Consider the following 26725-nt stretch of genomic DNA (forward strand, 5'->3'; position numbering starts at 1 on the left):
TCACTTGTCCTTCCTGTTGGAAACGCCGTAGACGATGGCGGAAATGATGCCGATCACGATGGCGAGCACCACCGAGAGGGCCGCCGCGTAGTTGTAGTCGCCGCCCGCGGTGAACGTGTAGTTGTAGATGGCCATGATCGGCGTGAAGTTGGCCGTCACGGTCTCGGGGGATGCCGAGCGGAAGAGCAGCGGCTGGTCGAAGAGCTGGAGCATGCCGATCATGGACAGCAGGCAGGTGAGCACGAGCGTGCCGCGGATCATTGGGATCTTGATGGACCAGGCGATGCGGAACTCGCCGGCGCCGTCCACCTTGGCGCTCTCGTACAGGGACGGGTCGATGGCGGTCAGGGAGCCGTAGAGGATCAGCATGTTGAAGCCGATGTTGATCCACAGCAGCAGGTTGGCCATGGACACCCACACCATGGCGGGGCTGAAGAAGTTGACTTCAAGGCCGAACAGCTCGAAGAACTTCTTGAGCGGGCCGATGTCCGGCGAGTACATGTACACCCACACCAGAGTGGCCACGATGGACGGGACCATGTACGGAACGAGCAGCAGGAAACGGTAGGCGCGCTTGGCCTTCTGGCGGGCGGAGTCGAGCAGCAGGGCCTCCACGAGGGCGAAGACCATGATGAGCGGCATCACCACGCAGGTGAAGATGGCCACGCGCAGCATGCCCTGCCAGAACGAGGGGTCGTGGAACACGCGCACGTACTGGGACAGGCCGGCGAAGGACCGCTTGGCACCGCCGATGCCCAGACCGCTGGACTTCTTGACGTACAGGCTCTCCCACAGCGCGTAGAAGAACGGAATGATGAACGAGAACAGGAACAGGGCAAAGAAGGGCACGCTGAAGGCGAATCCCTTCAGGCCGATGAGCTTCTTCCATTTCGGCGTGGCGTTGACGCGCGCCTGCGCGCCGGACACGGCCGATGATGCGGAATCGGTGGCAGCACTCACGATTCTCTCCAATCACTAGCAATGGATGGTGGACAAATGTTTTCGGGCAAGGGAAGAGCCGCGCCCCGCGATGTGGCAAAGCAGGACGCGGCCCGGGAGGAAACAGAGGATGGGGGGTCATCGGTTCCGTCAAGGCCTCCCGCCGTAGGGAGACGGGCCGGAAGGCCCCGGCGGAACCGGAATGATTCGGATGGGATCAGTTGGCGGACTTGACGTTGATTCCCTTCTGCTGGAGATCGTTGACGGTGTACTGCTGGACGGTGTCGAGCATCTGCTCGCCGGTGACCTGCTTGTTGAGGAACTTGGCCCACTGGTCCTGCAGCTGCTTGAACATCTGGCTCCAGTTGGCGCCGGTGGAGTACGGAGTGACGGTGTCGGCGGCCTGCTTGACCACTTCGGCGGCCTGGGCGTTGTCCTTGAGCAGCTTGTCGGGCAGGGAGGCGGACGGGAAGTCGCCCACTTCCTTGAGGGCCGGGAACGCGCCGGAACCGGTCTGGGCGTTGGCGGCGATCTTCAGGGCGTCATCGTTGGTGGCCAGCCAGGCGGCGAACTCAGCGGCCTCCTGCGGGTGCTTGGCGCCAGTCGGGATGGCGTTGCCGGCCGCGTTCAGCGGGGAGACGACCTTGGAGCTTGCGGACTCCTTGGGCCATGCGTAGGCCTGCCAATCGCCCAGGGACTTCTGGAAGTTGGACTGGTAGGCGGACAGCTGCCAGGTGGAGGTGCCGATCAGCGCGAGGTTGCCGGACTGGAAGAACTGCATGAGGGCATCCCACTCGATGTAGGTCTTCTGGCTGAACATGTCGTTGTCCACGATCTGCTGCAGGTAGTTCACGGCCTTCTTGGTCTCCGGGCCGTTGATGTCCACCACCCAGGTGTCACCCTCGATGGAGTACCACTTGGCGCCGAACTGCTGGGCGAGCAGCACCAGCGTGGATGGATCCTCGCCGGGCAGGTTGAGGATCTTGACGTCCGGGTTCTTGGCCTTGAGGTCCTTGCCGGCCTGGATCACCTCGTCCCACGTGGTGGGAACCTTGACGCCGTTGTCGTCGAAGGTCTTCTGGTTGGCGACGATGAACTGCGGGCTGGCCTGGGTCGGGATGACGGCCAGCTGGTCGCCCACCTTGAAGGAGTTGACGACCTCCGGGTTCAACTTGGACAGGTCCGGGTTGTACTGGGCGATGTTCTGGGTGGTGCCGTCCACGAGCAGGGAGATGGAGGAATCCATGTCGGCCTCGAAGAGGTCCGGCGCGTTGCCGGCCTTGACGGCGTTGACCACGCCCTCCTCGGTCTTGGCCTTGCTGGCCTGCTTCTTGAACTCGACCTTGATCTTGTCCTGCGACTTGTTGAACAGATCGGCCTGCTCCTGCAGACCCTGGGTGGCGCCCCACCACTCGATGGTGACCGGACCGTTCGAGGTGGTGGACGCGGTGTTGCCCGCGGTCTCTCCGCCGCAGGCGGCCATCGGGATGACCATACCCATTGCGGCGACGGCGGTGATCGCGGTCTTCACCCAACGATTCGAAGCTTTCATGAAACCCTCCTTGGCTTTTTTGTAACTAGTTTCATCGCTGAAACTGATTGAACTATAACATCGCCGTGAAACCGGTGTCAAATCAGCGTTGTAACCAATTACATATAGTCTCGAAACCATTGCAAACGTTGACATTGTTTGCCCTGAAACCGCACATCATCGGCGTGTCGTTTTGGGTGCTTTGCAATCGGTACCGCCCTGCATCGCCAACGATTCCGTCGCAACCTATGCCGCATATGCGAATGGCCTCCGAACGACCGAATCATTCGATCGTTCGGAGGCCATGCACCATGAACTCCCGCCTTACAGCACCCGATACTCCGGCTCGTCCAGCGTCTCGCAGCCGTCGAGCAGCACGGCGGGCCGCTCGTCCGGGCGCAGGGCGCGCAGCCGCACGCCGGTCATGTCGAGCCCGTGCACGTTGCGCAGGTCCATGAAGGCCGTGCGCGACCAGTCGGGCCAGTAGTTCTCGCTGGACTTCACGTCCGGTTCCGCCAGCCGGTCCACCAGACGCGGGTATTCTTCGAGCGGCGGAATGTCGGAGAGCTTCACTCCCCCGATGGCCGTGTAGCGCACGTCGCGCAGGGTCACGTCCTCGATGGGGTGGCCGTCCGCCGCATCGAAGCGGAAGCCGTTGAACCGCGGTTCTCCCATCACGTCGTCGGTGAAGCGCCGGTGCACGTTAGCCATTTCGTCATCGTCCGTGGCAATAAGACCATGGAAGGAAATCCTTGCCATGGCACCGATCTGCGGCATGTGGTCGAGTTCGAGGGAGGATCCCAGGTCATCCGGCTCGAAGCGGTTGTTGAGGATGGCGAACACGGGCCGCGTCACGTTGCGCATCACGATGTTGCTGAACGCGATGTCCGTGATGGACCCGCCCTCGGTGCATTCGAGCTTGATGCCTTCGCGCCACACGCGGTTGAGCGTGCAGTTGGCTACGGTGACGTTATAGATGTCCCCGATGGACTTGAGCCCGAAGCGCAGACCGGCGCACACGCCCGTGAACTCGCAGTTGGCGATGTGCACGTCGTGCACCGGGTAGTCCCGGCTGCTGGCCTGCAGGCAGAAGTTGTCGTCGGTGCCACGCACGTAGCAGTCGGAAACGAACACGTGCGCGCAGCCGTCGAAGTCAAGGCCGTCGCCGTTGTAGCGCTTATCGTTCTTGACGTCCACGCCGCGCACCCAGATGTACTCGCTGTCCAGGAACGCGGTGGTCCACGCCGCAGCGTCATACAGACGCAGGTCGGTCACATGCACGTTGGTGCAGCGCAGCATGCGGATCATCATGGGCCGGTAGATGGACCCCTTGTTGGGGAACGACTCCGCGCTGCCGACGATCCGTCCGCGCCCGGCGAGCGCCACGTCGTGCGCATCCTCGGCGTAGATGAGGCAGCGGTCGAGCTCCGGCTCGTTGCGGTACCGGTTGTGATGCACGTTCTCGGCGTAGTCGGCGATGTCCGGGCTGGCGAGCAGCGTGGCCGAACCGTCCACTTCAATCGTCACGCCGGACTTGAGTCGGATCGTGCCCGTGAGGAACGTGCCGCCGGAGAGCAGCACCGTGCCGCCGCCGTTGGCCGTGCAGGCGTCGATGGCGGCCTGAATGGCGGAGGCGTCGTTGGAGACGCCGTCCGCCCTAGCACCGAAATCACGCGGATCGAACCGTGCCATGCCGTTCACACTCCCCTTGCCGCTCTCACCACAGGCGCGCAGCCTTGTCCTGCAGGCGCAGCACGGCCTCCACGAAGTAGTAGTCGGCGTACATCATGGGCACTTCGCGGTCGTCGGACTTCTCGTAGCAGCCGGTGCACATCTGCACCAGACCGTCGCGGCTCGGATCCCAGTCGCACCAGTGCGATTCCACGGCCTTGAGCAGGCGCACCGCCCACCTGAGGTAGAGCGGGCGTTCGAGTTCGGACACCTGCTCCGCGATCTCCAGCAGGCCGCACGCGGTGATCACGTCCGCCAGCGCGTCCCAGTACTTCGGCTCGGCGGGCGCGCGGAAGTCCACGAGGGACAGGTCGTTCTCCAGCGCCACGTTGGCCACGAAGTAGTGCGCGACCTTCTTGGCCACGTCCAGATACTCCTGCTTGCCGCTGTGGTGCGCGGCGAGCGCGTAGCCGTAGATGGCCCACGACTGGCCGCGGGTCCAGGAGGAGCCAGACTCGTAGCCCTGGCCGCCGGGGTTGTGCAGCAGTTCGCCGGTGGTGGTGTCCAGATCGACGATGTGGTTGCAGGAGCCGTCCGGGCGCACGGCCGTGTGGCTCAGCGTGTCCGCGTGCATGCGGGCGATGTCCGCGAAACGCGGATCTCCGGTCACGTCGCTCGCCCAGAAGAGGATCTGGATGTTGAGCATGGAGTCGATGATCGCCCAGCCTTCCGAATCGGGCAGGTTCCATGCGCGGATGAAGCGGGCTTCCGGGTTGAAGCGGCCGGCGAGCAGCGTGGCCGCCGCGAGGCCGCGGTTCTTGGCCTTCTCGTCGCCGGTGAGGCGGTAGTCGGCCACGGCGGACAGGAGCCACATGAAGCCCACGTCGTGGTGCAGGCCCATGAAGTCGGTGTCGATCACGTCCATGAGGGTCTGCTCCACCTCGCGGGCGGGCTTCACGTACGCCTCGTCGCCGGTGGCGTGGAACATCTGCCACAGGATGCCGGGCCAGAAGCCGTTGGTCCACCAGGCCGGATCGCTCACGTCCTTGAAGTCCTTGTATACGCCGTCCTCGGCGATGTACGGGACGTGCGAGCCGACGCGGTCGCGTTCGGCGGCGAACTTCGCCTCGAGCTTGGGCAGCAGCGATTCGGCCCACTGCCGATCCTGTGCAGGCAGCGCCTCGGGAATGGAAAATGCCATGATGATCGTCCCTTCGTTGGGATATGGGGTTCTGTACGGTCTCGACTCCACGCAATGTGAAACCGATTTCACCGTCTATTACATCACAGACGTGACGACTATGTCAAAGCAGATGGCTCGGCGTGTTCCGCCTCATGAAAATGCTTTCATTCGTAAGACGTTCCACAGACCGCAGCTCCGGAGCGCGGGAAGCCGAAGTCCGTCCCCTCGCCAGGCCGAAACGTCGCCGGGCCAGATGGGATAGACGGATGCACTCGTCCGATCAGGCCGGCACACGCACAGCGGCATCTTCACAACGCCGCGACAACGCGCCAATGGTGTCCAACTGCAGCACAACCCGGTCGGCAAGGGCCGACAGCGGAACACGCAATGACGTCCAAACAGGGCTGGGGACATTGTGCCCACGCCGTGTGCACAGCGTGGGCACAATGTCCCCGGTCACTCACATACACGCTTCAGCTCCCCGGCCCGCCGCCGGCGGAACGGCACGACCAAGCCCTGCAGAACCGCGGACACGCCGCATGCCGTCGCCGAACCGGACGGACGGGCTACCAGATACGGACTACTTGATCGTCTTGATGCAGAACACGCACACGGACGCCATCGTCAGCACGATGAAGCCCATCGGGAACAGGCCCGCGTAGCCGAACGCGCTTACCACCACACCGGCGAGCAGCGGGGCACCCAGATTGCCGAGCACGCCGCAGGAGTTGAGGAATGCGAGGTCCTTGGCCTGCGTGCGCGGATCGGGCAGCACGGAGGTCATGATCGTCTGGTCCAGGGCGCTGAAGATGCCGCTGCCGATCGAGGAGATGCCCACGTACACCGTATAGGCCACGGGCGTCGGCACGAAGAACGGCAGCCAACACGGCAGACCCACCGTGAAGATGGCCACGGCCAGCGGGATCTTGACGCTGTGCACCTTGTCCGAGATCGGGCCGGCGACGGCGCAGAACGACACGGCGGCGACCAGACCGATCGTGGACATGAGGCTCATCCACTGGCCGGCCTCCTTGGCCGGCTGACTCATATAGTCCGTCAGGGTGTACAGGCGGTAGGTGCCGATGCCGCCGGGCATCATCCACAGGAAGCGGGCGAGGGCGGCCAGCCAGTAGTCGCGACCGGCGTGGGACGGCGGCAGGAAGTCCTTGAATCCCTCGAACAGGCTGCCGGCCGCATGGTGGCGGGGCATGTCCTTGTTGGACTTTTCCTGATTGACGAGCACGGCCGCCAGGGACAGCACGTCGAAGATGACCAGCGAGATGAGCACGCCCATGGTGATATTGGTGACGAACTGGGCGGCGATCACCTGAGCGCCGAGCAGGGCAGCCTGATGGCCCATGCCGTACATGGACGAGGCGGTGCCGCGCCAGCGCGGGGCCACCTGATCGGGCTGCCATGCGCATCCGGCGGCGAGCATCGCGTTGTACACGGCGCTGTACAGCCACCAGACGATCAGCACGGCGATCAGGTTCTCGAAGGTGATGAAGAGGACCAGCAGCACCGTGCCGATGACCATGCCGCCCACGATCCACGGCGTGCGGGCGCCGAAGCGGCTGCGCGTACGGTCGGACAGGGCACCGCCCACGATGCCGGCGACCAGCGAGATAATCATGGTCACCGTGGACACCATCGCCACGATGGTGACCTTGTTGACCGGGTCGATCATCTGGATCTTGGTCGGCAGCAGCACGGCGTTGAGGGCTTGGAATCCCCAGAACCATCCGGCGCCGCCCAGCAGCAGGCCCACGCCCGCACGCCACGGGAATTTCGGCTGTTGCTCATTGCTCACGCCGACGACGGCGTCGCCCGAAGCCTCATTGCTCGTCATTGTCACTCCTTGGTTGTCTGTTTCCTCGCGGGCGACCCCCTCCCTGGGTTCTCTCCGCGCTGGGCAAAACTGTACCATGAAATCGCTTTCATGCAAGTTTGGCCAGCATTTTGTAAGCTTGATCACAAAACTAAAATAGCGATTCCAGAAAATGGAGCGCTTTCTTGAAAAACGGGGCACAGCGGAAACTCGGTTCACACGATGACTTGCCGAAAATCTTGTGAACCGGAAAGAGCACGGAACCGCACGCAACCGACCATGCACAGTACCGCAATTCCGCCGATTCCGCACCCAAAACGAACGCGGGTTCCGGTTCACACGATGAACTCGAATTCATCGCGTGAACCGGAACCCGCGGAGAGCCCCGTCAATTCAGCCCAACTCAGCCCAGCAATACCGCCAGACCGTCGAACTCCCCCAATCCGGAGGCGCGCAGCACGCCGGAATCCGCATCGAACGTCACCTCGATGCCGGGCCGGGCCCACACATCCTCGATCCGCGCGAATTCCCCACTCCCGAGCGAAATTTCAACGCTTTGCGGCGCCTCGTGGAACGTGTGCAGCACCGCAAGCGCCCGCCCGGCGGCATGCCCGCTGCCGCCCTGAGCCGCACCGACGCCCCGGCGAACCACGGCCTGCCAGCCGCGCGGATGCCGGTAGCTCACGATCCTCGGCCCGAACCACGAACTCACGCCATGGTCGATCACCGGCGCGGCCTTGGCGTACCACGCCACGGCCTTGGCGATCGTCTCGACCTGCTCGGGCCGCAGCGTGCCGGTATCGCCGGAGAAGCACAGCCGCCCCAACAGACCGGACGCCACCTGGTAGTAGAGCTTGGCGAGCGGCTGGTCATGCTTGACCACCGCCCAGATCTGGCTTTGCCGCGGCAGGATCATGCGGTGCATGTTGGCCGCGATCACCGGGATCTCGTCGCACTCGTGCGCGTCAGAGAAGCTGGCCATGGAGCCGATCTCCATGAACGACTGCACGAGCCGGTGCCCGCCGGACGCACAGATCTCCACGATGAGCCCCGGCACGCGGCGCTTCATCTCACGGAAGAACGACTGGCTGGCTTGGATCTGCTCGTACAGGCCGTCGCCCAGACTGGCGGGGTCGCCCGGCTCCAAGGCGGCCCCATCAGGCCCGACCGGCGTCTCGCAGCCGATGCCGATGGTGTCGTTGTAGTCCACCTTGATGTAGTCGAAGCCGTTGGCGGCGAGGAAGTCGATCACCTTCCCGGCCAGATACTCCCGCACCTCGGGATTGCGCATGTCCCACCAGCGGCGGTTGCCGGAGGTGAGAGTCACGCCGTCGCGCGAGAGCAGCCATGCGCGTTTGTTGAAGCATTCGGCGTCATCCCGGCCGGCTATCTCGAACTCGAACCATATGCCGGCCTTCATGCCGGCGGCATGCACCTTGTCCACCACGGACTTGAGACCGTGCGGGAACGCTGTCTCGCTCACGGTCCAGGAGCCCAGTCGGCTGGCGGCCTCGAAGGCCTTGTCGTCGAACCAGCCGGCGTCGATCACGAAGTACTCGATGCCCTTGCCGCCGTTGGCGCGCTTGAGCCCGTCGAGGAATTCGATCTGCTCGTCCACGCTGCGTTCGGTGGGCACACCCCACGTGGTGCAGAATTCGTTGAACACCACGGGCATGTCGGCTTCGCTCTGGGGCAGGTCGAGCCGGTGCCGCACGTTGCCCGCGAGCGCCTGACTGGCCTCATCCACACCGCCGGCCACCACGGCCGCCACGGCCATAGGAGCCGCGAAGGTCTCGCCGGGGGCGACCGTGCGCGTCCAGTGGCCGAATTCGCGGTCGGCTATGCCGCCGGACACCGCGAGCCCGTAGTCGCGCCGGTACAGTTCGATCTGCCAGCTGGAGGCGTGCGTGGCGGCCGCCGCCCAGGTGACGCCGTGGACCGTGTCCTCCACGCCCACGAACGGCACGTACTGGCGCACGGGGAAGCTGCCGACGGACCCGTAGCGCACCGAGTTGGCGGAGAACCGCTGCCAGCTGGGCTCGAGCTGCTCGTCCTCCACGGGTTCGCTCACGAGCCGTCCCTCGGCGCTCCACGTGCTGCGCAGGCGGTGCAGCTTCAGGGTTTCCGGAGCCAGCCCCCTCGAAAGCGGAGACAGGGATCCGAGCGTGAAGCTGGAGAGCATCTCCAGCGTGACCGGCTCTTCGGACCGGTTGGCGAAGGACGTGGTGATCTCCACGGCCCTTGAGTCGCCGCCCATGCGCAGCACGTGCGTGTACGTGTAGCCGCGATCGTCCTCGAGGGTGCTGGTGACGATGGTTTCGCCGTCGCGTTCCATGGCGTTCTGCCCGGTGAAGCGCATGGCGGCCACGGTGACGGAGTTGCGCATGGTGCGGCCCTGCGAGAAGCCGAACGGGTAGTCGTCGCCGACGATCTTGGCCTGCACGAGCGGTTCGGCGGCGCAGTCGTCGCGCACGATCGCGTCGGTCAGGTCGGTGGGCACGAGCAGCAGTTCCACGATTCCGGTTTCGTCGTCGCGGCGATAGACGGCGGTGGTGCCGTTGCAGGAGTAGTGGGAGATAGTGGTTCTGGGCATGATGGTCTTTCCGTTCTGTCGGTGCGGGGCGCAGATGCGTGCACGGGCGGGTCAGCGGATCTCGCGGTAGTCGAAGCCACGGAAGTCGGCGTGGGAGCGGTGGGCGTCCATGTCCTGGGCACAGATGCCCACCATCGCACCGGTGAACACGCAATAGCCGCGGCGTTCCTCCACGTAGTCGTCGCTGATGTGGTCGGCATGCTGCGGGCCTCCGAGCGGCTGCCAATCGACCGCCGCGGCAGCGACGGCCGCCGCATCCGTGTCCGTCGCCGCCGCGTCAGCCGCGTACGCCCAGTAGAACCGCGCTTCGGCTCCGCGCACCTCCACCTTGAGCCGCACCGGCGTGGAGGCGTCGAGCTCCACCGGCTCGCTGCCGTAGGAGCCGTCGTGCTCGTCCAGCACCACGATGCGCAGCACGCGGCGGTCCAGACCCTCGTCATCGAACGTCATCATGGCGTAGATCCAGTTCGCCGTGTCGTAGAAGAGGATCAGGCCGGCGTCCTGCTGGTAGTTCTCCGGCGTGAAGTCGAGCGTGGTCTCCGCGTCGAAGTCGAAGTGCTCCCACCGACGGGCGAACAGGGTCTGCTTGTCCAGGCTCGTCAGGCTTTGGCGGCCGTACAGGCGCAGCCAGCCGGGGCGGGCGGTGAGCGAATAGTCCTCCTCCGCGTCGAGCCCGCAGCGCAGGGTCTTGAAGCTGGGCGGCAGCGGACGGTCCGGCGCGAACGCCACGGTCTCGCTGTGGTCGAGCTTCTGGACCACGTCCTGCGAAACCTTGGGCGCAGGCACCACGAGGTCCGGCGTGATGGTGTGGTTCTTCAGGCGCGGCCAGCCGTCCTCGGTCCATTCGATGGGCTGGATGGAGGTTTCGCGGCCGAGCACGCAGTAGCCGCGTTCGGTGAGCGGACGGGCGCAGATCTGCGTCACGTACCATTCGTCGCCGATCTGGAGGAAGCAGCAGTGACCGGACTTCTGCAGCGGCGCGGTCGGGTTGTCGCGCGTGGTCATGAGCGGGAAGTACGGCGAGTCCTCCCACGGGCCTTCGAGCGAGCGGGAGCGGGCCACGGTAGCGGCGTGCATCCAGCCGGTACCGCCGGCCGCGCACAGCAGGTAGTAGTAGCCGTTGCGCTTGAGGATCTGCGGGCCTTCGCACACGCCGAGCCTGGTGCCCTTGTAGAAGTGCTTGCGCTCCCCCACGAGCTGCATGGCATCGGTGTCGAACTCCTGAATCACCGTGCCGGCGAAGCGCTGGCGGCCGAAGCGCCAATCGAACAGCATGTTGAGGAAGTAGCTGCGGCCGTCGTCGTCATGGTAGAGGGCCGGATCGAAGCCGGAGGCGGTCACGAAGGTCGGTTCGCTCCACGGGCCGGTGATGGACGGCGCGGTGATGACGTAGTTGAGCGTGTCCTTGAAGGGCGACCAGCTCTTCACGTCCGTGAAGACGAGCCAGAACTTGCCCTTGGCGTAGCTCAGGTGCGGGGCCCAGATGGAACCGGAGTCGTAGTTGCCCCTGAGGTTCACGATGTCCGGGCGGTCGAGCGGGGCGACGATCCATTCCCAGTTCACCAGGTCCCTGGAGTGGAAGATGTCCACGCCGGGCCACCATTCGAACGTGGAGGTGGCGATGTAGTAGTCGTCGCCCACCTTGAGGGCGCTGGAATCCGGGTGGAATCCGGGCAGGATCGGATTGACGATCATGCCGGGCTGCACAGGGGCGGTCGCCGGCATGGTCAGGGCGTGCTGATCGGCTTGGACATTGGGCGTGGTTTGCGCTGTGGTCATAATGGTCGCTCTCACTTTCACTGAAGCCTCATTGCGGTCAGGATGATGCGAACACTATAACTTGAAACCGGTTTCATTGGCAAGCAAGGCGTGTCGCTTCCGCCGCGAAATGCCTCCGCGAAACCCTGCCCGGCCGACCGCAGCCAATCGCCGCACCGCTCCTCTCCCGGCCGCCCTTCATCCCGTTACCGGCAAACATTCAGGAAACGGACCTAGGATCGGCCATACGACGCGCGGTGAAGCGCATCGACCATAACCGCATAACCGAACAATCACAACCAAACAGCGCGTATGACTGACAGATAGAAAGAACGCCCTCCGGCAGGCTTGCACCCGCGGACGGACGGTGACGGATGGAGGTTACCATGGCGCAGGACAGCACGAGCGGCCGCTCCCATGCAGTGATTTCGCTGAGCGAAGTCGTTCCGGACATCATGCTCAAGGTCGATCAGGTCCCCACTCCGGGCGGCTATGCGGTGGCCGGAGCCCCGCACGTCGCCATCGCGGCCGGGTACCGCGTGATGAAGGCGGCGCTCAGCATGGGCGCGACCGCCAAGCACGGCGGCATCCTCGGCAACGGACCGCTCGCCGGCATGATCCATGCGGCATTCAGCGAGGCGAACATCGAGCACATTGGGCAGGACCGACTGGACGAGGATTCCGGCTTCCGCATCATGCTGAACGATTCCGCCGGCGCCAAGACGCTCATCGCCGCGTACGGAGCGGAGGCCCACGGCTCCGAGGATGCATTCGACGGCGTCGAGCCCGAGCCCGGCGACGTGGTGCACATCAGCGGCAACACCCTGACCAACCAGACCGCCACCGGCCTGCACCGGTTCCTCACCCGCCCCGGCAGCGAAGCCGGCGCACGCGAATTCCGCATCGTACTCAACCCCACGAGCGCCCTGCAGCAGGTGAGCGACCAGCTCCTCGAAGCGCTGGTGCTCGCCCGGCCCACGTGGTCATGCAACCGCCAGCAGGCGGACGTGCTCGCCAAGCGGCTCGGCATCGCGCCCCTCGACTCGCGCAAGATCACCGTGGGCGGCGACGCCGGTGCCGCCATGTGCGATCTGGCCACACGGCTGGGAGACGTGCTGCGCGCCCCGCTCGTCATCCGCTCCGGCGCGAAAGGCGCGTGGGTGCGCGATCGGACGGCAGACGGTTCTCGGCGGGACGTGGCGTACCTGCCGGGGTTTCCCACCGAGGCCGTGCATACGCGTTCGGCCGGGTCCTGCCACACGGGCGTGGTGTGCGCGCGGCTTGCGGCCGGCGAATCGCTGACGGATGCGGTGCGGCTGGCCAATGCGGCGGCATCGCTGGCCATCCGGAACAACGTGCACGGCATACCGGTGTGCCCGAGCTACGCCGAGGCCGTCGAGCTCATGCGCAAGGCGTGAGGGAGGCTCAGCCCGGCAGTCGTAAGAACTTAGAACAGCGCGTCCTGCGCGAACTCGTCCAGCGGGTCCGCCGCAGGCTGCGCGTCCCGGGCCTGCTTGGCGAAGTACTCCGTCCCCTCGGCGGTAAGGCAATCGGCCGCCGCGTCGGACGCCTCGCGCAGGTCGGCGTCGAGCATCACCGCATCCGGCGAGACGAGGAACATGCGCTCGTTGACGCCGTTGAGGTACAGACCGTCCAGCGATTCCACGCGGGAAAGCGCCACGTAGCCCATGCCGGGCGCGAACGTGCGACTCAGGTCCATCACGGCCCGGTCGAGCGTCATGCCCTGCGACTTGTGGATGGTGATGGCCCACGCACAGCGCAGCGGCACCTGATTGACGGAGGCAAGCACGCTTTCCCCGTCCGTGAGCTCCCACGCGGCCGGGCGCATGGTCACAATGTTGCCGTTCTCGAACTCCACGATCGGCCAGCCGCCCTTGTTCTCGGCCGCGAAGCCGCGCACAGTGCCAAGCGACCCGTTGACGTACTGGTGCTCCTGATCGTTGCGCAGAGCCATCACAGCCGCACCGGCCTTGAGCACCAGCCGCTCCGGGGCAAGCATGTTGCGCTTGAGTCGCTCCACCAGATGCTCCGGCCCGGCCGTCTCGGCGAAGAACGCATGCTCCGGCTCGTCGATTCCCGCCAGCCGCATGTCGTTGAGCGAATCGGCCTGCCGGTTCACGGGGAACAGGTTCACGGCCACTTCGCCGGGTTCGGGCGCCACGCCCAGCCGGGTGACCAGCGTGTCCCGGTCGGCCTGCGACACCGCGCCGTCGCGGATGTCCGTGAGCACGCCGAGCAGCCGGCCGTCGTCCTGACGGTGCTGCTCGGTGAGGTAGCAGATGACCGGGTCGAGCTCGTTCCACACCAGCGATTCGGTGACGAACCCCTCCGGATTGAGCCCAGCCTTGGCGTACCATTCGCGCGCGGCGACATACTCCGGGCTGGGTTCAAGCACGTCCCGGTTGCGGCCGGACACGGACACGGGCGGCAGCTGGAAGAAGTCACCGGAGAGCACCACCTGCAGACCGCCGAAGGGGCGCGGATCGTGGCGGACGGCCCGGCAGACCTGATCGACCATGTCGAACAGCCACGCGTGCATCATGGAGACCTCGTCGATCACCAGCACGTCCGCGGCCTGGATGCGCCGCTTGCGCCGGGTGCGGATGAGCTTCATCAGGTTCGCGGTGAGTGCGGTCGCCACACCCACCCCGCTCCACGAGTGGATGGTCTGCCCGTTGACGTGCGTGGCGGCGATGCCCGTGGACGCGGTGACGGCCACGCTCGCCCCGGCCTTGCGCGCCGCGACGATGAACTCGTTCAGCAAGTACGTCTTGCCCGCACCCGGCGCGCCCGTGAGGAACACGCTGGCGCCGGCGTTGAGGATGGCCAGGGCTTCAGATTGCTGCATGGGGATCTCTGTCCGGCCGACCGCCTCAGCGGTTGAGCAGGCTGGTGGCCGTGATCTCCTTGGCGATGGCCTTGGATGCGGCCGCGTCCGGCCCGGGCTCGGGTGCCATGAACGCCTTGCGGTAGTAGCGCAGCTCGTCGAGCGATTCGATGATGTCCGCGAGCGCGCGGTGGCCGCCGTGCTTGGCCGGACGGTTGAGGTACACGTCCGGATACCAGCGGCGGGCGAGCTCCTTGAGGGTGCTCACGTCGATGGTGCGGTAGTGCAGGTTGGCCATGAGGTCGGGCATGTAGTGGTCGAGGAACTTCTTGTCCGAGCCGATGGTGTTGCCGGCGAGCAGAGGCCTGACGCCGTCCGGGGTGAAGCGCTTGACGTAGTCGACCACCTTGGCCTGCGCATCCGCCAGCGTGAGCCCGTGCTCCCACTCCTTGATGAGGCCGGAGCGGGTGTGCATGGCGCGCACGAAGTCGTTCATGTGGGCCACGGCCGCGTCGGACGGCTTGATCACATAGTCCACGCCCTCGTCCAGCACGTTGAGCTCGAAGTCGGTGGGCACGACGGACACCTCGACCAGCTCGTCTCCCCCGAAGATGTCCAGACCGGTCATCTCGCAGTCGATCCAGATGAGGCGCGAGTCCTTCGCGCTGTAGGTTTCCGCGTCGTGGCTGTCTACCATGTGTGCCGCCTTTCCATGCTGCCTTCACCGAACGTTACAGCCTAGATCCGACCGGCGACCTGCCTCCTCCGCCGCAGAAGTTGCATATATGTGCGCATGTAAGGTCGATTGGATGCCACATGCGCGCAAATATGCAACTTCTGCCGCCAACTTATCAGATAATCGAAGGTACGGCACGACTTCAGGAGGCCCATATGACGAATGATGCAAACAACGGCGCGGCCAACGCGGCGAGCGATCCGGCGCTGTGGTGGCGGCAGGCGGTGGTCTATCAGGTCTATCCGCGCAGTTTCAAGGACACGACCGGCTCCGGACTAGGCGATCTCAACGGCGTGACCGAGCAGATCCCGTACCTGAAGAAGCTCGGCGTGGACGCGATCTGGCTGTCCCCGTTCTACCCGAGCGAACTGGCGGACGGCGGCTACGACGTGGCCGACTACCGCAACGTGGACCCGCGGCTCGGCACCATGGACGACTTCAGCCGCCTCGCGGACACCGCGCACGCGGCCGGCATCAAGGTGGTGGTGGACATCGTACCCAACCACAGCTCGCACCTGCATCCGTGGTTCCAGGAGGCACTCAAGGCCGGTCCCGGCTCCCCGGAGCGCGCGCGGTACATCTTCCGCGACGGCAAGGGCCCGGACGGCAGCGAACCGCCCACCAAGTGGGTGAACCACTTCGGAGGCCCGGCGTGGACGCGCGTGCCGGACGGCCAGTGGTACCTGCACATGTTCACCAAGGAGCAGCCGGACTTCAACTGGGACAACCGCGAGGTGCGCGACGACTTCCTGACCACCCTGCGCTTCTGGTGCGACCACGGCGTGGACGGCTTCCGCATCGACGTGGCGCACGCCCTCGCCAAGGACCTCGACCGCGACGATCTGGACAATTACGGCGTGATGAGCACCAACGACATGCCCGCGGACGGCTCCCACCCGGTGCTGGACCGCAACGAGGTGCACGAGATCTACCACGAGTGGCGCCGAGAGGTGTTCAACAAATACGATCCGCCGCGTTTCGCCGTGGCCGAGGCGTGGGTGCGTCCGGAACGCCAGTACCTGTACGCCTCCCCGGACGATCTGGGGCAGATCTTCAACTTCGAGTTCGCCAAGGCGGACTGGACGTTTGAAGCCATGCACGCGGCGATCGCGGAGGGACTGGCCTGCGCCGAGCGCTCCGGCTCCACCTCCACGTGGGTGATGAGCAACCACGACGTGCACCGCCATGCGAGCCGGTACGCACTGCCGCAGGTGCCGACCGCCGAATACCATCAGATCTCCGCCGACTGGGCGCTGCGCATGGGCCGCACGTACTTCGAGGACCGTCCGCTCGGCACGAAGCGCGCCAAGGCGGCCCTCATGCTGGAGATGGCGCTGCCCGGTTCCGCATACGTGTATCAGGGCGAGGAGCTCGGCCTGTTCGAGGTGCCGGACATTCCCTGGGACCGCTTGGAGGATCCGTGGCCGCTCAGGAGCGACCGGGAGGAGTCCACCAAGGGCCGCGACGGTTGCCGCGTGCCGCTGCCGTGGATCGGATCGGACGCCCCCACGCTGGAAAAGCCCACCGACCAGTTCGGCACGCGCGGATCCTTCGGCTTCTCCCCCGCCGGAGCCACCACAGACCCGCATCTGCCGCAGCCCAAGTGGTTCAAGGACTTCGCCGTGGACGTGGAGGATGCCGACGCCGGCTCGATGCTCAACTTCTACCGCCGCACACTGGCCTTGCGCCACGAGCTGCAGACCGCGGACACGAGCTGCGCGTGGCTGCCTCAGGACGCCCCGAGCGGACGGCGGGACGGCGCGGACGGCCAGCCGGGCGGCGTGATCGCCTACCGTCGCGCCAACGGCTGGGCGAACCTCACCAACTTCGGCGCCTCTCCGGTCGCCCTGCCCGCCGGAGAGGTGCTGCTCGCCTCCGGCCCGCTCACGAGCGACGGTCTGCTCCCGCAGGACACGTCCGTCTGGATCAGGCTCGCCTAGGGCGAAGCGTTTCCGCGAGGCACTGCGGACGGCAATGAATGGGGGCTCCCCGTGCGAGGCAATGCACGGGGAGCCCCATTCGTTCAGCCGTCAGCCAGCCTTGCAGACAGCCTTGACCGACCGTCAGTTGGCGTGGAAGCCGGAGTAGTTCGGGGCCTCCGCGGTCATGACGATGTCGTGCGGATGGGATTCGCGCAGGCCGGCATCGGTGATGCGGATGAAGCGGCCCTTCTCGCTCATCTCCGGAATGTTGTGCGCACCGATGTAGAACATCGACTGGTGCAGGCCGCCGAGCATCTGGTAGAGCACGGCGTTGAGCGGGCCGCGGTACGGCACTTCGCCCTCGACGCCTTCCGGCACGACCTTGTCGTTGGAAGTGACGTCCGCCTGGAAGTAGCGGTCCTTGGAGTAGGACTTCTTGCCGCGCGGAGCCATGGCGCCGAGGGAGCCCATGCCGCGGTACAGCTTGTACTGCTTGCCATGCAGGAGCACCTTCTCGCCCGGGGCCTCCTCGCAGCCGGCGAGCGTGCCGCCGAGCATCACGGAAGACGCACCGGCCACCAACGCCTTGGCGATGTCGCCGGAGTAGTGGATGCCGCCGTCCGCGATGCACGGAATGCCGGCGGCCTTGCAGGCCTGGGCGGCGTCGTACACGGCGGTGAGCTGCGGGACGCCCACGCCGGCCACCACGCGCGTGGTGCAGATGGAGCCGGGGCCGATGCCGACCTTCACGGCGTCCGCGCCCGCGTCGATCATGGCCTGCGCGCCGGAACGGGTGCCGACGTTGCCGCCGATGATCTGCACGCCGTTGAACGCGGAGTCATGCTTCAGACGGGAGATCATGTCGAGCGCCAGCTTGGCCTCGCCGTTCGCGGTGTCCACCACGAGCACGTCCACGCCGGCCTCCATGAGGGCGGTGGCGCGCTGCCAGGCGTCGCCCAGGAAGCCTACGCCGGCGGCCACGCGCAGACGGCCCTGCTCGTCCTTGGTGGCATCCGGGTATTGCTCGGTCTTGACGAAGTCCTTCACGGTGATCAGGCCGGTCAGGTGGCCCTCAGCGTCCACCAGCGGCAGCTTCTCAACCTTGTGCTGGGCGAGCAGGCGGTGAGCGTCGTCCTTGGAGATGTTCGAGGGGCCGGTGATGAGGTTGTCCTTGGTCATCACGTCCTTGACCTTGAGGTGGTCGTAGTCCTCGGAGGCGATGAAGCGCATGTCGCGATTGGTGATGATGCCCACGAGCTTGTTGTCGTTGTCCACCACCGGCAGACCGGAAATGTGGAAGCGGCCGCACAGCTTGTCCAGCTCGGCCAGTGTGACCTCGGGGTGCACGGTCAGCGGGTCGGTGATCATGCCCGACTCGGAACGCTTGACCACGTCCACCTGGGAGGCCTGATCGTCGATGGACAGGTTGCGGTGCAGCACGCCGATGCCGCCGTTGCGGGCCATGGCGATGGCCATCTCGGACTCGGTCACCGTGTCCATGGCCGCGGAAAGCACCGGGGCCTTCATGGTGATGTTGCGGGTCAGGCGGGTGGTGGTGTCCACTTCGGAGGGAATGACGTCCGTTTCGTTCGGAAGCAGCAGCACATCGTCATACGCGAGGCCGAGCTTGGCGAAAATCGGGGGAAGCGGGTTGAATGCCGACTGTTCTTCTGAATTGAAAGTAGCCATGTGTCCACTATATGCGCGGTGTCTGACGTTTCACGCCGCGCTGCGGTACCATCGCCGCTCCTACGGCTGCGCTCGCCTCTCTTAGCGCTTGCCGTGCCGCGTGTGCTCGGCGCCGCGCCGGGCCTGACGGTAGCGCAGGTTCTCCTCGCGGATCTCCGGCAGCCGGTGTTTCATGTACGGGTACATGGTGGCCACGGTCAGCACCACGGTGGCCAAGGCCATGCCGATCGCCACGTGCGCCGGCTGGAAGAACAGCACGCTGAGCGAGCCGAACGCGATGAGCGCCGCCCACCCCCACAGGATCGACACGGCACCGCGCACGCCATGGCCGATGCCCAGCATGCGGTGATGCAGATGCATGCGGTCCGGATGCATCGGCGACTGCCCGTGGCTCAGGCGCCGCACGATCGCCAAGCACATGTCCAGCACCGGCAGGAACAGCACGAGCACCGGCAGGAGGATCGGCATGAACGCCGGCAGGTACACGCTGGTGTGCACGCTCATCGGGTCGAGGCGGCCGGTCATCACGATCGACGCGCACGTGATGAGATAGCCGAGCAGCATGGACCCGGAGTCTCCCATGAACAGCTTGGCCGGATGCCAGTTGTGCAGGATGAACCCCACGCAGATGCCCACCAGCGCCACGTCGATGAGCGTGGCCATCGAAGCGTACGAAGGCGACGTGCGCGCCAGGATGTACGAGTAGATCGCGAACGCCACGCCGCCTATCGCCACGATTCCGGACGCCAGGCCGTCGAGCCCGTCCACAAAGTTCACCGCGTTGATGGACGCCACGATGAGCATGGCCGTAATCGCCATCGACAGGCTGGGCGAGGCGGCCACCAGCGAACCCAACGGCAGGGAGATGATCTGCACGCCTCCCCAGGACACGAACACGGAGATGAGCAACTGGCCGGCGAGCTTGAGCATCCAGTCCAGATCCCACACGTCGTCCGCCACGCCGAGCAGGCAGACGAGCGCCGCGCCGATCATGATCACCCACGCCGTGGTGTCCTCGCGGAACAGGCCGGAGATGAACGGAATGCGGCTGGCGAACAGCATGGCCGTCACGAAGCCGATGAGCATGGCCACGCCGCCCATGCGCGGGGTGGGGACCTTGTGCACGTCGCGCGCGCGGACCTCCCCGACCGCACCGATCTCGATGGCCATGTGACGCACGATGGGCGTGACCAGCCAGGTGACGCCGCCCGCGATCGCGGCGATGAGCAGATAGACCCTCATGCGCCCAGCCCCCCGCCGTTGACGGTCAGGGCCCGGCGGATCGCCGACTGCGGGATCACGCCCTCGCGCAGAATCTCGATGCCGTCGCGCCCGTGCGGGTCGGCCGCCACCACCGTGCTGGACACGTGCCCCGGCGTGGAGCCGCCGTCCAGATACAGGGCCACGTCGTCGCCGAACGCCGCGACGGCCTCGGCCACGCTCTGCGCCGATTCGTCGCCGGACCGGTTCGCGCTGGACGCGGCCAGCGGGCCGGTCGCGCGCAGAATGTCCAGGCACAGCGCCGAATTCGGCACGCGGATGCCCTGCGTGCGCTCACCGCCGGCGGTCCGACGCACGGTGCCGAGCGCGCAATCCTCGCGGGCCACGGCGATCGGCGAGAACGCGCCCGGCAGGAATGCGGCGGCCAGACGGTTGAGGGGCGCCGGCAGCTCGAGCCCGAGCGCATCCAGCTCGTCCGCGGAGGAGACGAGCACCTGCAGCGCCTTGAAGCGCGGGCGGCGCTTGAGCTCGTAGATGCGTTCGATCGCCTTGGCGTTGCGGGGGTCGCAGGCCACGCCGTACACGGTGTCCGTGGGGATGACGATCAGTTCACCCCGTTTCACCAGTTCGGCCGCAAGGGCGCAGGACCCTTCGTTCACTTGCCGCACGTCGCTCATCGTCACCAGCCTCTCCATCCGCGCCGATCTTCCGGCGCAACGTAGATACTGTACCCATTGTGCCTCACTTTCGCGCTTTCGGGCCGCACGTGGACTACACTGGGACGGCGAACGGGCGTAAGTTTCTCCCGCGAAGCTCCCGGAAAAGAGGCAATGATGGGGTTCCTCGACGGATTGAAGTCGCTGTTCGCCGGCCATGGCTCGGGCGACCGGATCAGGATTGGCGGGCCGCTGACGGTGGCCGACGCCAAGAAGGCGCTGGCGCGCGTGGCGGTGCAGCAGCCGCTGCTGGCCATGCGGACGGTCGCGGAGGCGATGCGGGACATGCAGGAGCAGACCCCGGCGTTCGTGACCTATTCGATGGACCACTATTTCAATGCTCCCAAGCTGGTGCGCTTCCAGAATTCAGGTGGCCGGCAACTGGACGTGGATGCAATCTCCGCCCTGCACGCACAGCCCGGCCCGCTGGCCGACGAGGTGACGATCCAGCATCTGCTCGGCGACATCGACGACCGACGCGGGCATGCCAGTGCGGACGCCGAGATCGGGCACATCGACGTGACCCCGGTGGCACGCAAAACCGCGGAAGTGCTGGCAGAGGCCGGTTCAGCGAGCGCGCCGGGCGCACGGCACTGGATGTTCGCCCTGCTTGACCAGATCGGCACGATCGACGAGGTGACCGGCGGCAACCTCGAACCGTTGGCACAGGCCCTGTCCGGCTCCGGCTTGCCCGAATTGTCCGACTTGTCCGGCGGCACTGCGCCGCAACCGACTGCGGCGGGCATCCGGAAGGCTCTTGTCGAGGCGCTGGGCATCCGCGACGGCGGCAACGGCCTGCAATCGGCACTGCTTGACCCCGCCGCCTCCACCGATGCCTATATGCAGGCCGTGAAGATCCTGGAGGAACACGGCATTGAGGTACCTCATGTAGTGGATTTGGCCTGAGGGTCCGCAATCCGGTTCACGAGATTTTTTGCCCGGCAACTCGTGAACCGGCGACCGTGTTCATATGAACATGCATTTCGTTGGAATGAAGCCATTCCCGGGTGCCGGCAATGTGGGAAGATGTCTATTTGCCGGTTCACAAGATTTTCGGCTTGTCATCACGTGAACCAGTTTCATGCCTAGAATGCCCCTATGACCAACAACACTCCAGACGTCAATCCTTTGCCACCCGTGGAACTACGTACTCCCCGCCTTTCGGAACGCGAGGAGATGCTCGCCGGCAAGCTGTACAACCCCGCCGACCCGGAACTCGTCGCCCTGCGCGAGAAGGCCGGCGACCTGTGCACCCGTTTCAACGCCCTGCCACGCGGTGACCATGCCGGCCGCGCCGCCGTGCTGGACGAACTGCTGCCCGGTCACGGCAAGAACATGGACGTGATGGGCCCGGTGTTCTTCGATTACGGATGCCATACCTCGATCGGCGACCGGGTGTTCATGAACTTCAACTTCACGGTGCTGGACTGCGCTCCCGTGACCATCGGCGATGACGTGCTCTTCGGCCCGAACGTGTCCCTGCTGCCGCCCATGCACCCGCTTCGCTGGCAGGACCGCAACGTGCGCCGGCATGCGGACGGCACCACCTATGACTACGAGTACGGCAGGCCGATCGTGATCGGTTCGAACTGTTGGTTCGGCGGCAACGTGACCGTGCTCGGAGGCGTGACCATAGGCGAAGGCTGCGTGATCGGCGCCGGCGCGGTGGTCACGCACGACATTCCGCCGCACACCGTGGCGGTGGGCAATCCCGCGCATGTGTTGCATGAGATCACCGAGGCGGATGCCTCGGCGCTGCAGGCCTACGCGCAGTAAGAGCTGCGGTCACCTGCCGCCTCGCGCGCTACCGCCCCTCACGCCCGCTCGAACGGCTTTTCCGCCGTAAGGTACCGCGGCCTGCCGGTGTAGTCGGGCTTGGTGGCGGCACTGGTGAATCCCGCGGCCCGGGCGCAGCGTACCAGTTGCTCGCCTTGGGAGATGTCATGCTCCATGACGAGCAGCCCGCCCGGCCGGAGCAGCGAGAACGCCCGCCGCACCATGCGCTCGGGAATGAGCAGCCCGTCCGCGGAACCGCCGTATAGGGCGAGCGACGGGTCATGGTCACGCACTTCGGGTTGCTGCGGAATCTGGGATTCGGGCACGTACGGCGGGTTGGACAGCACGAGGTCGATCGTGCCGTCGAGCTCGCTGAGCGTGGCTGGCGAGGTGGCGTCCCCGATCGTCAGATGATAGTTGCGAGCCACTTGCGGATGGTCCCGCGCTACGGCATCCAGATTGCACCGGGTCCATGCGGCCGTGCGTTCGGCGAGTTCCACGGCCCATACCTGCGCGTCCGGGACCTCGCTGGCCACCGCAAGGCCGATCGCCCCGGACCCGGCGCACAGGTCCGCCACGCGTGGCCCGGCCGCCGGGAACGCAGGCCGCTGCGCGGCGAGCCAATCGAGTCCCTCCTGCACCACGAGTTCGGTTTCCTGCCGCGGAATGAACACCCCGGGCCCTACTTCAAGGTCAAGGTAGCGGAACGGCGCACGGCCGGTGATGTACTGCAGCGGTTCGCGCGCGGCCCGGCGTGCCACCAGTCCGTCGAAATCGGCCGGCATGGCCCACCGCTCCCCCATGAGCATGGCCTTGTCCACGTCGCGCAGTTCGCGCCCGGCCGCGTGGGCGAGCAGGAGCTTGGCGTCGTGCGCGGGCGTGTCCACGCCGGCCCCCCGCAGGCGCGCCGCGGCGGAACGGACGACTGCGGCGACGTCCTGCGGTTCACCGCCGGCGGCCCCGGCAATGCCTTCGCCGCCGCTCACTGCTGGTTGGCGAGGCGTTCGGCCTCGTCGGCCTGGATGTCCGAGTCGATCACGGCCTGCAGGTCGCCGTCGAGCACGGCGTCGAGGTTGTACGCCTTGTAGTTGGTGCGGTGGTCGACGATGCGGTTCTCCGGGAAATTATACGTGCGGATGCGCTCGGAGCGGTCGAGCGAACGGACCTGCGAGTGGCGCATGTCCGCGGCTTCGGCGGCCTCCTGCTCGTGCTTCATGGCAAGCAGACGGGACTTGAGCACGCGCAGGGCGGCCGCACGGTTCTGGATCTGCGACTTTTCGTCCTGCATGTTCACGGTGATGCCGGTGGGGATGTGCGTCATGCGAACGGCGGAGTACGTGGTGTTCACGGACTGGCCGCCGGGCCCGGAGCTCATGAAGATGTCGATCTTGAGGTCCTTCGGATCGATGGTGATCTCGTCGTCGTCCTCGTCGGCTTCGGGGAACACGATCACGCCGGCCGCGGACGTCTGGATGCGCCCCTGCGATTCGGTGACGGGGATGCGCTGCACGCGGTGCACGCCGCCCTCGTACTTGAGCGACGCCCACACGCCGTCCTCCGGCGCGGGCGTGCCCTTAGCGCGGATGGCCATCTGCACGTCCTTGACGCCGCCGAGCTCGGTGGTGTTCTCCGACTGCACGGTAACGGTCCATCCGCGCTTTTCCGCGTAGCGCGTGTACATGCGCATGAGGTCGCCGGCGAACAGCGCCGCCTCCTCGCCGCCGGTGCCGGCCTTGATTTCCATGATCGTGTCGCGCGCGTCGTCCGGGTCACGCGGGATGAGCGCGGTCCTGAGCTTTTCGGTCACGGCCGGCAGCTTGGCTTCGAGCTGCTTGGCCTCTTCGGCGAAGTCCGGGTCCTCGGAAGCCATTTCCTGCGCGGCGGCAAGGTCGTTGCGCACGGACAGGTATGCCTGGTAGGCGCTCACGATGGCTCCGAGCTCGGCATGACGCCGGCCCAGCTTGCGCAGTTTGTCCGGGTTGGATACGATGTCGGGTTCGGCCATCTGCCGTTCGATGGACCGGTACTCCTCCAGCGCGGTCGCGGCCGCGGGGAACTGTTCGTCTGCCATGAAAATCCTTGCCTTGAGCCTTGCCTGAATCAGGTGAACGACGTTGTTGGATATGAAAACGCCAGCCGGCGCAGAGTATGCGGGGGCTGGCGTTGAAGAATGCTACTTGGTCTTCTTGCCGTAGCGCTTCTCGAAGCGAGCCACGCGGCCACCGGTGTCGAGGATCTTCTGCTTGCCGGTGTAGAACGGGTGGCAGTTGGAGCACACGTCAACGAACATGTGGTCTTCCTTGCCGGCGGTGCGGGTCACGAACGTGTTGCCGCAAGAGCAAGTCACCTCAACGGGGTGATAATCGGGATGGATACCCTGCTTCATGTTGTCTCCTATGGAATTCAGGCGACCCGGGTCGTTCGCCCCTGTGGCGGACGTGAACCGGAACCTATGGGATTATACGCCGACGCTTGGATCGGCGCGACACGCCGGTGTTTCCACGGCCCGCGCGGCGGACTATGCGAACTTCAGGAAGTCCACGAAGGCGAGCGGCCATTCGGTACCCTTGGTCACGTTGCCGAATCCGAGGATCGCATCGTCCGGCAGGCCCTTCGCCTTCCACGTCGCGGAACGGCCCAGATCAAGACCGATCGGCGTGTGATCCAACGTGGGATCGAGACTATCCGCGTACACGACGGCGTCCCCGAGCGCGGTGATCCGATCGGCGTCCAGCACGGCGGACAGGTCGTTGACGGCGTTGCGGCGGTTGAGCTCGGCGAACATGTCCCGGGTGGCGGCCAGCGTGTTGATCTCCCCTGCGGCCATGCGCGCGGACAGCTTGGCCGAATCGTCGAGGTAGGAGTTGCCCAGCATCGCGGAGTTGCCCACGCCCGTCATGTCGCCGGACCCGTCGCCGGTCCCGTTCGATGCGGAAGCCGACGCCGAGGCGGACGGCGAAACGGAACCCGCCGAATCGCCCGCGCTGGCACGGGAGGTGATGGAGAACGCGTCGACGGCGAAGATGCGCTCGTCCTGATCGGGGTGCGCTGCGGCGAAGTCGGCGCGCAGGCTCTGCAGCTGCTCGTCATAGTTCGACAGCCCGAAGGTGGCGACCGTGAGCTTGGCGTCCGGCGGACGAGTCAGGTAGAACACGACGAGCGAGATCACCACGGCGATCGCCGCCACGATGGCGATCGTGGCGATGAGGAAGTGCTGGACGAAGAACGAGAGCTTCTCGCCGTTCGGCAGTTCCCTGAGCGTCTTCCATTTCGACTGCTTCGCGTATTCGTTGGTGCGTGCCAGATCGGCCACGGCATCCAACTGTTCCTGCGACAATCCGCTTTCGATGTGTTTCCTGTCCATGCGCACTCCTCGTCCGGCCTTTGCTCTTAGGCCTGGGGTCATCTTGGCGTACCTTACCACCGTCCGCTCAACGCTGCCTGCGCAAACCCGCGCGGACCGGAGAGTTCCGTGGCATCCGCTGGTCCGTGGCTTTGCTAGACTGAACCAGTTGGCCGCTTTCGGACGGCCGACGCGGGGCGGTAGCTCAGTCGGTTAGAGCATGCGACTCATAATCGCCCGGTCCAGGGTTCAAGCCCCTGCCGCCCCACTGTCTTCCCTCGCTCAGCCCACGTTGCCGCGCACGGAACGCCCGGAGGCGAAGCGATCCAGGGCACCGGTCGCGGCGATCGCACGGAACAGGTACCAACTGAACATGCCGGCGATGACGATGCCGCTGATGATCTCGCAGGTCATGTGGATCATGCCGCGGGGGCTGAACAGGGACACGGCCTGATAGCGGAAGAACAGCAGGTAGAAGCCGTATTCGACGGCCACGAGCGCGCCGGCGAGCACGGTGAGCGGCAGATTGAACCTGCGATAGCGCGTGGCGATGAACGGCAGCTCGGCGAACAGGCCCTGCAATGCGGCGGACACGAACACGAAGCCGATGGAGAACTGGTTGCCGATGAGCATCTGCACGGCCACGCCGACGATGTTCACGTAGATGGCGGCGCCCGGCTTGCGGATCACCACCACGCCCAGCGTGCCGGAGAAGTACCACACCGCATGGGTCAGGCTGATGAGTCCCGGCAGGATGGCGGCCATGAGGGGGGACAGCCATGCATACATGAAGTCGAAGCCCCATTGGATGACGCCGCATCCGGCTCCCAGCGCGGCGCCGACGGCGATGTCCGCCGTTCCCCAACGCAGGGACGGACGGACTGATTGTGATACGGATGTGATTGACGACATGGCAGGCTCCTTGAATCCCCCATAGCCGCGCACGGTGATCGCCGGCCCCCGACGGTTCG

Annotated in this window: 21 protein-coding genes and 1 tRNA gene; 5 read left to right on the forward strand and 17 right to left on the reverse strand. The window is 65.8% G+C overall.

Annotated features, from left to right (window positions below):
* From AC1AZA_RS09475 to AC1AZA_RS09505, 7 genes are all read right to left on the reverse strand, one after another.
* Positions 1 to 960, reverse strand: a complete 960-nt coding sequence (locus AC1AZA_RS09475; RefSeq protein ID WP_476514415.1) for a carbohydrate ABC transporter permease — start codon at positions 958 to 960, stop codon at positions 1 to 3.
* A gap of 196 nt (positions 961 to 1156) precedes the next feature.
* Positions 1157 to 2491: an ABC transporter substrate-binding protein gene (locus AC1AZA_RS09480; RefSeq protein ID WP_476514416.1), complete on the reverse strand. Its 1335-nt coding sequence runs from the start codon at positions 2489 to 2491 to the stop codon at positions 1157 to 1159.
* A gap of 303 nt (positions 2492 to 2794) precedes the next feature.
* Positions 2795 to 4162, reverse strand: a complete 1368-nt coding sequence (locus tag AC1AZA_RS09485; protein WP_476514417.1) for a glycoside hydrolase family 28 protein — start codon at positions 4160 to 4162, stop codon at positions 2795 to 2797.
* A gap of 25 nt (positions 4163 to 4187) precedes the next feature.
* Positions 4188 to 5342 carry a glycoside hydrolase family 88 protein gene (locus AC1AZA_RS09490; RefSeq protein WP_476514418.1) on the reverse strand — a complete coding sequence of 385 codons (1155 nt, stop codon included), beginning with the start codon at positions 5340 to 5342 and terminating at the stop codon, positions 4188 to 4190.
* Positions 5343 to 5904: 562 nt separating this feature from the next.
* A complete protein-coding gene (locus tag AC1AZA_RS09495; RefSeq protein WP_476514419.1) occupies positions 5905 to 7173 on the reverse strand; it encodes an MFS transporter in 1269 nt (422 codons plus the stop codon).
* 382 nt (positions 7174 to 7555) lie between these two features.
* Positions 7556 to 9745, reverse strand: coding sequence for a glycoside hydrolase family 36 protein (locus AC1AZA_RS09500; protein WP_476514420.1), 2190 nt, complete (start codon positions 9743 to 9745; stop codon positions 7556 to 7558).
* A gap of 51 nt (positions 9746 to 9796) precedes the next feature.
* The gene (locus AC1AZA_RS09505) at positions 9797 to 11524 is read right to left on the reverse strand and encodes a glycoside hydrolase family 43 protein (RefSeq protein ID WP_476514421.1); all 1728 of its coding nucleotides are present in this window, start codon (positions 11522 to 11524) and stop codon (positions 9797 to 9799) included.
* A 365-nt stretch (positions 11525 to 11889) separates the two neighbouring features.
* On the opposite strand from AC1AZA_RS09505, the gene AC1AZA_RS09510 reads away from it, so the two are divergent.
* On the forward strand, positions 11890 to 12921 hold the full coding sequence (locus AC1AZA_RS09510; RefSeq protein WP_476514422.1) for a PfkB family carbohydrate kinase: 1032 nt from the start codon (positions 11890 to 11892) through the stop codon (positions 12919 to 12921).
* A 29-nt stretch (positions 12922 to 12950) separates the two neighbouring features.
* Here AC1AZA_RS09510 and AC1AZA_RS09515 read toward each other — a convergent pair whose 3' ends face one another.
* Both AC1AZA_RS09515 and orn read right to left on the reverse strand, forming a co-directional pair.
* Positions 12951 to 14372 carry a DEAD/DEAH box helicase gene (locus AC1AZA_RS09515; protein ID WP_476514423.1) on the reverse strand — a complete coding sequence of 474 codons (1422 nt, stop codon included), beginning with the start codon at positions 14370 to 14372 and terminating at the stop codon, positions 12951 to 12953.
* A gap of 25 nt (positions 14373 to 14397) precedes the next feature.
* Complete coding sequence (orn, locus tag AC1AZA_RS09520; protein ID WP_476514424.1) at positions 14398 to 15048, reverse strand: oligoribonuclease; 651 nt, start codon at positions 15046 to 15048, stop codon at positions 14398 to 14400.
* 194 nt (positions 15049 to 15242) lie between these two features.
* Between orn and AC1AZA_RS09525 the strand changes: the two genes are divergently transcribed.
* Positions 15243 to 17027 carry a glycoside hydrolase family 13 protein gene (locus tag AC1AZA_RS09525; RefSeq protein ID WP_476514425.1) on the forward strand — a complete coding sequence of 595 codons (1785 nt, stop codon included), beginning with the start codon at positions 15243 to 15245 and terminating at the stop codon, positions 17025 to 17027.
* A 123-nt stretch (positions 17028 to 17150) separates the two neighbouring features.
* Here the strand turns inward: AC1AZA_RS09525 and guaB are convergent, their stop codons facing one another.
* The 3 genes from guaB to AC1AZA_RS09540 form a co-directional block, all read right to left on the reverse strand.
* Positions 17151 to 18698, reverse strand: a complete 1548-nt coding sequence (gene guaB / locus AC1AZA_RS09530; protein ID WP_476514426.1) for an IMP dehydrogenase — start codon at positions 18696 to 18698, stop codon at positions 17151 to 17153.
* Between the two features lie 81 nt (positions 18699 to 18779).
* Positions 18780 to 19940, reverse strand: a complete 1161-nt coding sequence (locus AC1AZA_RS09535; RefSeq protein WP_476514427.1) for an MraY family glycosyltransferase — start codon at positions 19938 to 19940, stop codon at positions 18780 to 18782.
* Positions 19937 to 20596: an L-threonylcarbamoyladenylate synthase gene (locus AC1AZA_RS09540; protein WP_476514428.1), complete on the reverse strand. Its 660-nt coding sequence runs from the start codon at positions 20594 to 20596 to the stop codon at positions 19937 to 19939. Before AC1AZA_RS09540 ends, AC1AZA_RS09535 begins: the two co-directional genes overlap by 4 nt.
* 153 nt (positions 20597 to 20749) lie before the next feature.
* Between AC1AZA_RS09540 and AC1AZA_RS09545 the strand changes: the two genes are divergently transcribed.
* Positions 20750 to 21541 (forward strand): hypothetical protein, encoded by a 792-nt coding sequence (locus AC1AZA_RS09545; RefSeq protein WP_476514429.1) that lies wholly within the window; start codon positions 20750 to 20752, stop codon positions 21539 to 21541.
* Positions 21542 to 21733: 192 nt separating this feature from the next.
* Positions 21734 to 22411, forward strand: coding sequence for a sugar O-acetyltransferase (locus AC1AZA_RS09550; protein ID WP_476514430.1), 678 nt, complete (start codon positions 21734 to 21736; stop codon positions 22409 to 22411).
* A gap of 38 nt (positions 22412 to 22449) precedes the next feature.
* Here the strand turns inward: AC1AZA_RS09550 and prmC are convergent, their stop codons facing one another.
* The 4 genes from prmC to AC1AZA_RS09570 form a co-directional block, all read right to left on the reverse strand.
* A complete protein-coding gene (gene prmC, locus AC1AZA_RS09555; protein ID WP_476514431.1) occupies positions 22450 to 23397 on the reverse strand; it encodes a peptide chain release factor N(5)-glutamine methyltransferase in 948 nt (315 codons plus the stop codon).
* Positions 23394 to 24482, reverse strand: a complete 1089-nt coding sequence (prfA, locus tag AC1AZA_RS09560; protein WP_476514432.1) for a peptide chain release factor 1 — start codon at positions 24480 to 24482, stop codon at positions 23394 to 23396. The genes prmC and prfA overlap by 4 nt, the downstream gene beginning before the upstream one ends.
* Positions 24483 to 24584: 102 nt before the next feature.
* On the reverse strand, positions 24585 to 24797 hold the full coding sequence (rpmE, locus tag AC1AZA_RS09565) for a 50S ribosomal protein L31 (protein ID WP_476514433.1): 213 nt from the start codon (positions 24795 to 24797) through the stop codon (positions 24585 to 24587).
* 132 nt (positions 24798 to 24929) lie between these two features.
* Positions 24930 to 25775 carry a hypothetical protein gene (locus AC1AZA_RS09570; protein ID WP_476514434.1) on the reverse strand — a complete coding sequence of 282 codons (846 nt, stop codon included), beginning with the start codon at positions 25773 to 25775 and terminating at the stop codon, positions 24930 to 24932.
* Between the two features lie 173 nt (positions 25776 to 25948).
* On the opposite strand from AC1AZA_RS09570, the gene AC1AZA_RS09575 reads away from it, so the two are divergent.
* A tRNA-Ile gene (locus AC1AZA_RS09575) sits at positions 25949 to 26022 on the forward strand.
* A 14-nt stretch (positions 26023 to 26036) separates the two neighbouring features.
* Here AC1AZA_RS09575 and AC1AZA_RS09580 read toward each other — a convergent pair.
* The gene (locus tag AC1AZA_RS09580) at positions 26037 to 26666 is read right to left on the reverse strand and encodes an ECF transporter S component (protein ID WP_476514435.1); all 630 of its coding nucleotides are present in this window, start codon (positions 26664 to 26666) and stop codon (positions 26037 to 26039) included.
* Positions 26667 to 26725: the final 59 nt, after the last annotated feature.

The sequence above is a fragment of the Bifidobacterium sp. LH_389 genome (genome assembly GCF_056357235.1).

What these genes read in the sequence shown, in the direction of transcription:
- AC1AZA_RS09485 (WP_476514417.1), bottom strand. Translation starts at nt 4,162, where the DNA reads ATGGCACGGTTCGATCCGCGTGATTTCGGTGCTAGGGCGGACGGCGTC.
- AC1AZA_RS09580 (WP_476514435.1), bottom strand. Translation starts at nt 26,666, where the DNA reads ATGTCGTCAATCACATCCGTATCACAATCAGTCCGTCCGTCCCTGCGT.
- prfA (WP_476514432.1), bottom strand. Translation starts at nt 24,482, where the DNA reads ATGGCAGACGAACAGTTCCCCGCGGCCGCGACCGCGCTGGAGGAGTAC.
- AC1AZA_RS09570 (WP_476514434.1), bottom strand. Translation starts at nt 25,775, where the DNA reads ATGGACAGGAAACACATCGAAAGCGGATTGTCGCAGGAACAGTTGGAT.
- AC1AZA_RS09540 (WP_476514428.1), bottom strand. Translation starts at nt 20,596, where the DNA reads ATGAGCGACGTGCGGCAAGTGAACGAAGGGTCCTGCGCCCTTGCGGCC.
- AC1AZA_RS09505 (WP_476514421.1), bottom strand. Translation starts at nt 11,524, where the DNA reads ATGACCACAGCGCAAACCACGCCCAATGTCCAAGCCGATCAGCACGCC.
- AC1AZA_RS09545 (WP_476514429.1), top strand. Translation starts at nt 20,750, where the DNA reads ATGATGGGGTTCCTCGACGGATTGAAGTCGCTGTTCGCCGGCCATGGC.
- AC1AZA_RS09500 (WP_476514420.1), bottom strand. Translation starts at nt 9,745, where the DNA reads ATGCCCAGAACCACTATCTCCCACTACTCCTGCAACGGCACCACCGCC.
- AC1AZA_RS09510 (WP_476514422.1), top strand. Translation starts at nt 11,890, where the DNA reads ATGGCGCAGGACAGCACGAGCGGCCGCTCCCATGCAGTGATTTCGCTG.
- guaB (WP_476514426.1), bottom strand. Translation starts at nt 18,698, where the DNA reads ATGGCTACTTTCAATTCAGAAGAACAGTCGGCATTCAACCCGCTTCCC.
- AC1AZA_RS09495 (WP_476514419.1), bottom strand. Translation starts at nt 7,173, where the DNA reads ATGACGAGCAATGAGGCTTCGGGCGACGCCGTCGTCGGCGTGAGCAAT.
- AC1AZA_RS09550 (WP_476514430.1), top strand. Translation starts at nt 21,734, where the DNA reads ATGACCAACAACACTCCAGACGTCAATCCTTTGCCACCCGTGGAACTA.
- AC1AZA_RS09490 (WP_476514418.1), bottom strand. Translation starts at nt 5,342, where the DNA reads ATGGCATTTTCCATTCCCGAGGCGCTGCCTGCACAGGATCGGCAGTGG.
- rpmE (WP_476514433.1), bottom strand. Translation starts at nt 24,797, where the DNA reads ATGAAGCAGGGTATCCATCCCGATTATCACCCCGTTGAGGTGACTTGC.
- AC1AZA_RS09535 (WP_476514427.1), bottom strand. Translation starts at nt 19,940, where the DNA reads ATGAGGGTCTATCTGCTCATCGCCGCGATCGCGGGCGGCGTCACCTGG.
- orn (WP_476514424.1), bottom strand. Translation starts at nt 15,048, where the DNA reads ATGGTAGACAGCCACGACGCGGAAACCTACAGCGCGAAGGACTCGCGC.
- AC1AZA_RS09525 (WP_476514425.1), top strand. Translation starts at nt 15,243, where the DNA reads ATGACGAATGATGCAAACAACGGCGCGGCCAACGCGGCGAGCGATCCG.
- AC1AZA_RS09480 (WP_476514416.1), bottom strand. Translation starts at nt 2,491, where the DNA reads ATGAAAGCTTCGAATCGTTGGGTGAAGACCGCGATCACCGCCGTCGCC.
- AC1AZA_RS09515 (WP_476514423.1), bottom strand. Translation starts at nt 14,372, where the DNA reads ATGCAGCAATCTGAAGCCCTGGCCATCCTCAACGCCGGCGCCAGCGTG.